General features: G+C 62.7%; 9 protein-coding genes. 4 read left to right on the forward strand and 5 right to left on the reverse strand.

The window, feature by feature from the left end; all coding sequences use genetic code 11:
• Positions 1 to 6 precede the first annotated feature (6 nt).
• Positions 7 to 474: a RidA family protein gene (locus AC24YW_RS35330; RefSeq protein ID WP_014494672.1), complete on the reverse strand. Its 468-nt coding sequence runs from the start codon at positions 472 to 474 to the stop codon at positions 7 to 9.
• Positions 475 to 705: 231 nt separating this feature from the next.
• Here AC24YW_RS35330 and AC24YW_RS35335 point away from each other — a divergent pair, with 231 nt between their 5' ends.
• Complete coding sequence (locus tag AC24YW_RS35335; RefSeq protein WP_487487027.1) at positions 706 to 1,551, forward strand: cell envelope integrity EipB family protein; 846 nt, start codon at positions 706 to 708, stop codon at positions 1,549 to 1,551.
• 170 nt (positions 1,552 to 1,721) lie between these two features.
• Entirely contained in the window at positions 1,722 to 2,123 is a 402-nt protein-coding gene (locus AC24YW_RS35340; RefSeq protein ID WP_018646938.1) for a RidA family protein, read from the forward strand.
• Between the two features lie 6 nt (positions 2,124 to 2,129).
• Here the strand turns inward: AC24YW_RS35340 and AC24YW_RS35345 are convergent, their stop codons facing one another.
• Genes AC24YW_RS35345 through AC24YW_RS35355 form a run of 3 tightly spaced genes read right to left on the reverse strand, consistent with a single transcriptional unit; the run spans position 2,130 to position 4,173 of the window.
• Positions 2,130 to 2,531, reverse strand: coding sequence for an ACT domain-containing protein (locus AC24YW_RS35345; protein ID WP_487487028.1), 402 nt, complete (start codon positions 2,529 to 2,531; stop codon positions 2,130 to 2,132).
• Positions 2,531 to 3,865 carry a DNA polymerase IV gene (locus AC24YW_RS35350; protein WP_487487029.1) on the reverse strand — a complete coding sequence of 445 codons (1,335 nt, stop codon included), beginning with the start codon at positions 3,863 to 3,865 and terminating at the stop codon, positions 2,531 to 2,533. The genes AC24YW_RS35345 and AC24YW_RS35350 overlap by 1 nt, the downstream gene beginning before the upstream one ends.
• On the reverse strand, positions 3,862 to 4,173 hold the full coding sequence (locus tag AC24YW_RS35355) for a DUF3572 domain-containing protein (protein ID WP_487487030.1): 312 nt from the start codon (positions 4,171 to 4,173) through the stop codon (positions 3,862 to 3,864). Before AC24YW_RS35355 ends, AC24YW_RS35350 begins: the two co-directional genes overlap by 4 nt.
• 242 nt (positions 4,174 to 4,415) lie before the next feature.
• On the opposite strand from AC24YW_RS35355, the gene AC24YW_RS35360 reads away from it, so the two are divergent.
• Together AC24YW_RS35360 and AC24YW_RS35365 are read left to right on the forward strand one after the other, a co-directional pair.
• Positions 4,416 to 4,781, forward strand: coding sequence for a response regulator (locus tag AC24YW_RS35360; RefSeq protein ID WP_008566616.1), 366 nt, complete (start codon positions 4,416 to 4,418; stop codon positions 4,779 to 4,781).
• A gap of 14 nt (positions 4,782 to 4,795) precedes the next feature.
• Positions 4,796 to 6,169 (forward strand): PleD family two-component system response regulator, encoded by a 1,374-nt coding sequence (locus tag AC24YW_RS35365; protein WP_487487031.1) that lies wholly within the window; start codon positions 4,796 to 4,798, stop codon positions 6,167 to 6,169.
• A gap of 889 nt (positions 6,170 to 7,058) precedes the next feature.
• Here AC24YW_RS35365 and AC24YW_RS35370 read toward each other — a convergent pair.
• On the reverse strand, positions 7,059 to 7,953 hold an 895-nt coding region (locus AC24YW_RS35370; protein WP_487487032.1), incomplete at its 5' end, for a hypothetical protein.

A 7,953-nucleotide genomic window follows, 5' to 3' on the forward strand; every position in this document is an offset into this window, starting at 1 on the left:
TTGGCGTCAGGCGACCTCGAACACGCCTTCGACCTCGACCGCCGCGTCCGCAGGCAGCGAGGCGACGCCGACGGTGGTGCGGGCGTGGCGGCCCTTGTCGCCGAAGGCGGCGACCATCAGGTCGGAGGCGCCGTTGAGCACCTTCGGCCCGTCCAGGAAATCCGGGGCCGAGTTGATGAAGCCGCCGAGGCGCACCACGCGCACGACCTTGTCGAGATCGCCGAGCGCCGCCTTGACCTGAGCCAGCAGGTTGACCGCGCAGCCGCGCGCGGCGGCAGCGCCGTCCTCGATCGAGACGCCGGCGCCCAGCTTGCCCTTGGCAATCAGCTTGCCGGCGGGGTCGAAGCAGACCTGGCCGGAGACGAACAGAAGGTTGCCCGTGCGCACGAACGGCACGTAGTTGGCGACGGGGGTGGGGGCCTCGTGCAGCTTGATGCCTTGCTCCGCCAGTTTCTGCTCGACCGTGCCCGCCATGTCCGACCTCGTTGTCCAAAAATCCTTCGCTCCGGCGCGTCCCCTGGATGGCCGGGCGCGCCCTGTTTCGCCGATCGTGCCGCCACATGCAAGCAACCGGAGGGGCTGCATTTTGTTGAGGCTGGCGGGCAGGTTCAACGTGGAGGGGCAATTTTACGTGTACGGCCTCAGTTGCGGCGCAATGGAACGGTCATTAAAATGTCGAATCTGCGCTTTCCTCAGGGAACAGACATGGTGCACCTTTTCCGGACTTCGCTCGGTGTGATGGCGCTCGCCGCGGCCAGTGTCGGCCTTGGCGGCGTAGTCCAGGCCGCCAACGGTCCGTTCCTCGCGCACCAGGCGCTCTATGACCTCCGCCTCGTCAAATCGCGCACCAATTCGGTCAATAGCGCCCGCGGCCGGATTCTCTACAATTTCACGGGGAACGCCTGTGAGGGCTATACCTCGGAATTCCGCCAGGTCTCCGAGCTCGACAGCGGCGAGGGCAAGGTCACGCTCAGCGACCTCCGCTCCAATTCCTGGGAGGATGCCGCCGGCAAGAGCTACCGTTTCAAGATCGAGACGCGCATGAACGATGCGGATGCCGGCCGCGTCGATGGCTCGGCCGAGCGCGACGGCGACCACATCAACGTCAAGCTGAAGCTGCCGGCGCCGAAGACGTTCACGCTCGACGGAAAGATCGTGTTCCCGACCGAGCAGATCCAGCGCATCATCGCCGCCGCGAAGGAGGGCAAATCGCTGCTGGAGCTCTCCGTCTATGACGGCTCCGACGACGGCCAGAAGGTCTACAACACGCTGACCGTGATCGGTCAGCCGATCCCGGCCGACCGCGCCACCTCGTCCGATCCGTCGACCGCGGACGAGCACATGAAGTCGCTGAAGCGCTGGCCGGTCACCGTGAGCTATTTCGACCGCGACGCCCAGCAGAAGGAGGGCGAGCAGACCCCCGTCTACGCGATGGCGTTCGAGCTCTACGAGAACGGCGTCTCGCGCCAGCTCGTGCTCGACTACAACGATTTCGTCATCTCCGGCGCCATGGGCAAGTTCGACGTGAAGGACAGCAAGCCCTGCAATTGAGGGGGCAGCTCTCTCGCCCGTCATTGCGAGCGCAGCGAAGCAATCCAGAGTCTCTCGGCGGAAAGAGTCTGGATTGCTTCGTCGCAAGGGCTCCTCGCAATGACGGGGCTGGCTCTCTGCCTGCTCACCCGCTACGCTCCCTCCCAACCACAAACTCGGGGAGCCAGCCCATGCCGAAGCTCGACCATCTCCGCCCCAGCGGCCTGCATCACAATCCAGCCTATTCCCACGTCGTCACCGCGACGGGCGCGCGCACGATTTACATTTCCGGGCAGGTCTCGACCGACGAGGAGGGGCGGATCGTCGGCGAGGGCGACATCGCCGCGCAGACGACGCAGGTGATGCAGAATCTCGGCCTCGCGCTGAAGGCGGCGGGGGCGAGCTATTCCAACATCGTCAAGATCACGACCTTCGTGGTGAACTACAAGCCGGAGCTGCGCCCGATCATCGGCAAGGCCCGCTCGGCCTTCTTCGAAGGCATGGAGCCGCCGGCCTCGACGCTCGTCGGCGTCTCCGCGCTCGCCGCGCCGGAATGGCTGATCGAGATCGAGGCGGTCGCGGTTGCGGATTGACCCATCCTACTTGGCTGCGGACATCTCGCGCAGAACGGCCATCGCCTCGTCCGCACGGTCAGCGGGTACGAAGAGATGGTCGTGGTGGAACGCCGACACGGCATTTACGCTGATGCCGGCGTGGGCGAGGCGCGCCGTGATCGCCGCCAGAAAGCCGACAGCATCGAGCGCCGAGTGAACCGTGAGCGTGATCAGGCGTGAGGCGAATTCGTAGCGCAGGTCCGCGCGTTCGGCATGCTCCAGCGGTGCTACGACCGTCGTGCCCTCCTGCTCGCGGAAGATCAGGAGCGGATCGACTGCTGCGGGAATAGTCTCGCCTGCCGAGATCGTGCAGAACACGAAAGTGCCCGGCCGCAGTTCCGGCTTCATCTGTGTCAGCAGCGCGTTGAGATCGCGTTCACCCGTCATCACTCCTGCGCCTTCTCTGGCCCATCATACGCGATACCGCGGATCACCGCGGCGCTGCCGAACTTCTTGCGCAGGCTGTCGACCGCGCGTTCGGCGTGGGCGGCGCGGCGGTCGAGCATGTCGGTGTCGTCGATCGCGGAGCCCTCGCGCAGCGCGCTGACGCCGGCGCCCATCAGGCGGAAGGCGGTGCCGTCGATTTCCTTGGCCAGCATCTCGCGGCAGATCGAGAAGATCTTTGTTGCGAGCTGGGTCGGGGCGGCGATCGATTGCGAGCGGGTGCGCTGGCGGAAATCGGCGGTCTTCAGCTTCAGCGTCACGGTGGAGCCGGCGAGCTCGCTGCTCTTCAGGCGCGATGACGTCTTCTCGCAGAGCCGCCACAGGATTTTTTCCAGCGTCGCGAAGTCGCGGATGTCGGTCTCGAACGTGGTCTCGCTGGAGATCGTCTTGGCGCCGCGGTCGGGCTCGACGCGGCGGTCGTCGATGCCGCGCGCGAGCCGCCACAGCCTGCGGCCGTCGCTCGGAAACTGCCGCATCATCTCGATCTCGTCGGCCTTCTGCAGGTCGGCGATGTTGCGGAAGCCGCGCTGCACCAGGCGATCCTGCGTCGCCGGGCCGACGCCGAAGATGAAGCCGACCGGCTTTTCCGCCAGCATCAACCGCGCCTCCTCCTGGTCGAGCGCGGCAAAGCCTCTGGGCTTGTCGAGGTCGGAGGCGATCTTGGCCAGGAACTTGTTGCAGGACAGGCCGACCGAGACGGTGATGCCGACGTCGCGCTCGACGTTGCGGGCAAAGCGCGCCAGCACCTTGGCGGGGATCATGCCGTGCACCCGCTCGGTGCCGGAGAGATCGAGAAAGGCCTCGTCGATCGAGAGCGGCTCGACCAGCGGCGTCAGCGCCTGCATGGCCTGGCGGACCTCGCGGCCGACCCTGACGTACTTCGCCATGTCCGGGCGGATCACGGTTGCATGCGGGCAGGCTTCCAATGCCTTGAACATCGGCATCGCCGAGCGAACGCCATAGGTGCGCGCGATGTAGCAGGCGGCCGACACCACGCCGCGCTTGCCCCCGCCGATGATGACCGGCTTGTCGGCGATGTCAGGGTTGTCGCGCTTCTCGACCGTCGCGTAGAAGGCATCGCAGTCGATATGGGCGATGGTCAGGCTGGCGAGCGATTTGTGGCGGACGAGGCGTGGGGAACCGCAGGCCGAGCAGCGCCGCACGCCCGAGTTCTGTACGCCCGAGTTCTGCACGCCCAAGTTCTGCACGCCCATGTCGAGGTCGGCCAGACAATCCCGGCAGAAGCAGCGGGGCCCGGCCGCCTCTGGAACGCTCACGGCACGTCGCGCTCCCAGGAGGGGTCGCCGAGCGCGTCGCCGAGGACCTGCCGCGCCGCGGCAACGTTGGTCGGATGCAGTTCCGCCGAACTGGCAAAGGCCTTCACCGTGGCATCGTCCCGCATCACGAAATCGAGCACACTGAGGAGGAAATTCGGGTCCGCGGCGGCATTGCGCAGGGTCTCCGGACCGACCCCTGTCTCGGCCAGGAACAGGCCCAGCCGCTCAGGCTCGCCCGCGACGAAGGACAGGGCCTGAATCGCAACGATTTCAGCGACTTCGCGGGGGTTGTGAACAGGCTTTTTCACGGGGACGGTTTGCCTTTCCGTTAACTTTCGGTCTCTAATTTGGAATCATCATGCCCGAGTCTCGTGCTCAAGTCTTCCGGCCCCGGACAAGCAACTGGAAACCACATCGCAGAAAGTGGACCCTCGGGTTTAACGAAACTCAAGCGAATCTGAGGCTAGTTTGAATCCAGTTTTCGAAACGCCGGCAAGCGGCGTCTGAGGCGTCACATGTACCGGTCCTTCGGACCAATCAGGAGGGCGGGATGGCCAAGACCGTCCTGATCGTGGAAGACAACGAGCTCAACATGAAGCTCTTCCGCGACCTGTTGGAGGCGCACGGGTACCAGACCTCCGGCACCAGCAACGGCTACGAGGCGCTCGACCTCGTGCGCAAGATGCGGCCCGACCTCGTGCTGATGGACATCCAGCTGCCGCAGGTCTCCGGCCTCGAGGTGACGCGCTGGATCAAGGACGATCCGGAGCTGCGTGCCATTCCCGTCGTCGCGGTCACGGCGTTCGCGATGAAGGGTGACGAAGAGCGCATCCGCGAGGGCGGCTGCGAAGCCTATTTGTCCAAGCCGATCTCGGTCGGCAAATTCATTGAGACGGTCCGGCGTTTTATCGGATAGGAAGTGAGTTCACAGTGTCCGCGCGTATCCTGGTCGTCGACGACGTTCCCGCCAACGTCAAGCTTCTCGAAGCCCGCCTGTCCGCCGAATATTTCGACGTGATGACCGCCGCGAACGGCACCGAGGCGCTCGCGATCTCCAGGCGTGCCGAATGCGACATCATCCTGCTCGACGTGATGATGCCCGACATGGACGGCTTCGAGGTCTGCCGCCGCCTCAAGGCCGATCCGGCGACGCATCACATCCCGGTGGTGATGGTCACCGCGCTCGACAGCCCCGCCGACCGCAACCGCGGGCTCGAGGCCGGTGCCGACGACTTCCTGACCAAACCCGTCTCCGACGTCGTGTTGATCGCGCGCGTGCGCTCGCTGACGCGGCTGAAGATGATGACGGATGAGCTGCGCATGCGCGCCATTACCTCGCTCGAGATCGGCATGCAGGCGCCCGAGCGCAGTGCGATCGCCGACTCCGGCAAGGGCGGCCGCATCCTGCTGGTCGACGACCGCCAGTCCTCCTATGAGCGGCTGGCGACGATCCTCGCCGCCGAGCACACCATCGATGTCGAGCCGAACCCGACGGAAGCGCTGTTCCACGCCGCCGAGGGCAATTACGACCTCCTGATCGTCTCGCTCGACCTCAACAATTTCGACGGCCTGCGCCTGTGCAGCCAGGCGCGCTCGCTGGAGCGCACGCGCCACGTGCCAATCCTGGCCATCGCCGACCCCGAGAATTCGACGCGGCTGCTGCGCGGCCTCGAGATCGGCGTCAACGACTACCTGCTGCGCCCGATCGACAAGACCGAGCTCCTGGCGCGCGCCCGCACCCAGATCCGCCGCCGCCGCTACACCGACCATTTGCGCGACAACGTGCAGAACTCGATCGAGATGGCGATCACCGACGCGCTGACCGGCCTGCACAATCGCCGCTACATGGAAAGCCATCTGGCGACGCTCGCCGAGCAGGCCGCGACGCGCGGCAAGCCGCTGGCGCTGATGATCCTGGACATCGACTATTTCAAGTCGATCAACGACAATTACGGCCACGACGCCGGCGACGACGTGCTGCGCGAGTTCGCGGTGCGCGTGCGCAAATCGATCCGCGGCATTGATCTCGCCTGCCGCTACGGCGGCGAGGAATTCGTCATCGTGATGCCGGAGACGGATCTCCACGTCGCCGGCATGGTCGCCGAGCGCCTGCGCCGCTCGATCGCGGGCGAGCCGTTCGCGATCCACAAAGGGGCCAAGCGCATCGAGGTCACGATCTCGATCGGGCTGACCACGCTGGAGCGAAAGGGCGAGGCGGTCGCCGACGTGCTCAAGCGCGCCGACACCGCGCTCTACCGCGCCAAGCACGACGGCCGCAATCGCGTGGTGTCGCACGCGGCGTGAGGGCCGCCCGCAAAGTTTGCGAAAACAACCCCATGCACAGTAGCCGGTGTCAGTCGAATCAAGGGCTTATGCGGGTGGCGGGCCGGCTTGCGTTGGCGGCAGCGTCATTTGACCCGTCGGGCAAAACAGGAGCATATTGGTAGGGTCGCGAGGGTCGTACGCAATCACATCAACGGTCGCGGCAATAATCATAGTATCTATTCTTTGCAACCTTCATATCTTTGACGATACTCAGGACTGCCTTGCAGGCAAAGCCATTTGTCTCACCGGCGCATTTCCTAACCTGATCAGAAATAGGCAGGAACTCGATCTTGCCTTTCTCGTCGCGCTTCGTCACTAGGACGCAACCAGTTCGCCTCATCACGTAACGAGCCTTGTCAGGATCAGTGCCGGCGATCGTGTCTCGGACCCATGCGTCCAACTCTTGATTGAAAGAAGGTGGTGTCCCGCCTTGCGAGCTGCTTTGTGCGTAACAGTTGCCAAAAGACAAGCTGATCATAACGGATATAAGTGCCGCTAGCGGCGTATGTTCTTTCACAAGCGCGCCCCTCTAATCTAGCGATTGCAATTGTCGTAGAACGACCTTTGATCGTTCGCCTTCAGCTCCTGGACGAGCAAAATCGTTAGAGTGCAGACGAACTTATCCTCTAGATCGTCCTCGCACTCTTTGATTTGATCCTGCAACGGCCGTGATGGGTGAAGGCGGCAACGTGCTCTCTTGAGTAAATAGCGGACAGCGTCGGGTTTATTGGTCCCGATTTCAAACAGATAGGAATAGACCCAATTCCTATTTTCGCAAAAATAGCGGTTTTTCGCTCCCACGCACGTTGGTTGATGCGCAAATGCGCAATTGGAAGCAATTTGAATCGCTACTATCAAGCTGAAGATTCTAATCCTGCCCACCGGAAGGCTCCTGAGTTCTAACTAGTTTTCTCAAATTGACATCGGCAATAGCGGAAAGAGGACCCCCTTGTAGAAACAGCGCTAAAAACAGTGCGATCAACGTCACTGTACCCCTCGCGTCTGCGTCATTAAGTACGCGAGACCAAGCATTATCGATGTGTCGCGATTCAAAATCAGCGGCGATAAGGCACTCGTTCGGACTGCCAATTGTCTGGTTCAGAATATCATTTGCTGTTGACACGATTTTCGCGCCGAAGCCAAGACTGGGGGTTTCGACGGTCAATCTGGCCGGGATGCCTTCGAGCAGATCTGGGATTCCTCGTCCCTGGATGACGTCGCTGATGTGGCTGCGAAAGGTAGTCGCCGTATCAGAAGTGTTCCTACTTACGGCTGCTTCTCGCCACCAGCAGCCCTCGCACTCAGGCAGCGGCGGAAATGGAGCCTGACCGCTCCCGGGGAGGTCCGGCAAGCTAGACAAATCATCCAGTCCGCTTTCAATCTCAGCCGAGAGCTGTAAATTATCCGGCCGGGAATCCCTGAGGGCTATGAGAAATCCACGCGTTGCAGTCTTTCCGCGTTCTGAAAGCTCAAAAAGTAAAGTGGAAACAGCTTCGTCGGTCTTGTTGACCAAGCTGAGGGTCGTCGTGTCTGCTTCGACATTTTCGGTCAGGATCTTTCGGAGATCAACGGTACCGAAGGAGTTCTTGATCGTTCGATACAGCGCACACATGGGCGGTGGAAGGACAGCCTCGGCGACCTCATCTGCAAGATTTATGAACAACTCCTTCTTTCTCGGCCTTAGATTGGCAGCATACGCCGCATTGCGGAGCCAGCGTTCGAGCGGAACGCTTCCTAGAACTGTTTTGACACTGTTCATGGCT

The organism is Bradyrhizobium sp. USDA3516 (genome assembly GCF_057651995.1).

What these genes read in the sequence shown, in the direction of transcription:
- AC24YW_RS35340 (WP_018646938.1), top strand. Translation starts at nt 1,722, where the DNA reads ATGCCGAAGCTCGACCATCTCCGCCCCAGCGGCCTGCATCACAATCCA.
- AC24YW_RS35330 (WP_014494672.1), bottom strand. Translation starts at nt 474, where the DNA reads ATGGCGGGCACGGTCGAGCAGAAACTGGCGGAGCAAGGCATCAAGCTG.
- AC24YW_RS35345 (WP_487487028.1), bottom strand. Translation starts at nt 2,531, where the DNA reads ATGACGGGTGAACGCGATCTCAACGCGCTGCTGACACAGATGAAGCCG.
- AC24YW_RS35335 (WP_487487027.1), top strand. Translation starts at nt 706, where the DNA reads ATGGTGCACCTTTTCCGGACTTCGCTCGGTGTGATGGCGCTCGCCGCG.
- AC24YW_RS35360 (WP_008566616.1), top strand. Translation starts at nt 4,416, where the DNA reads ATGGCCAAGACCGTCCTGATCGTGGAAGACAACGAGCTCAACATGAAG.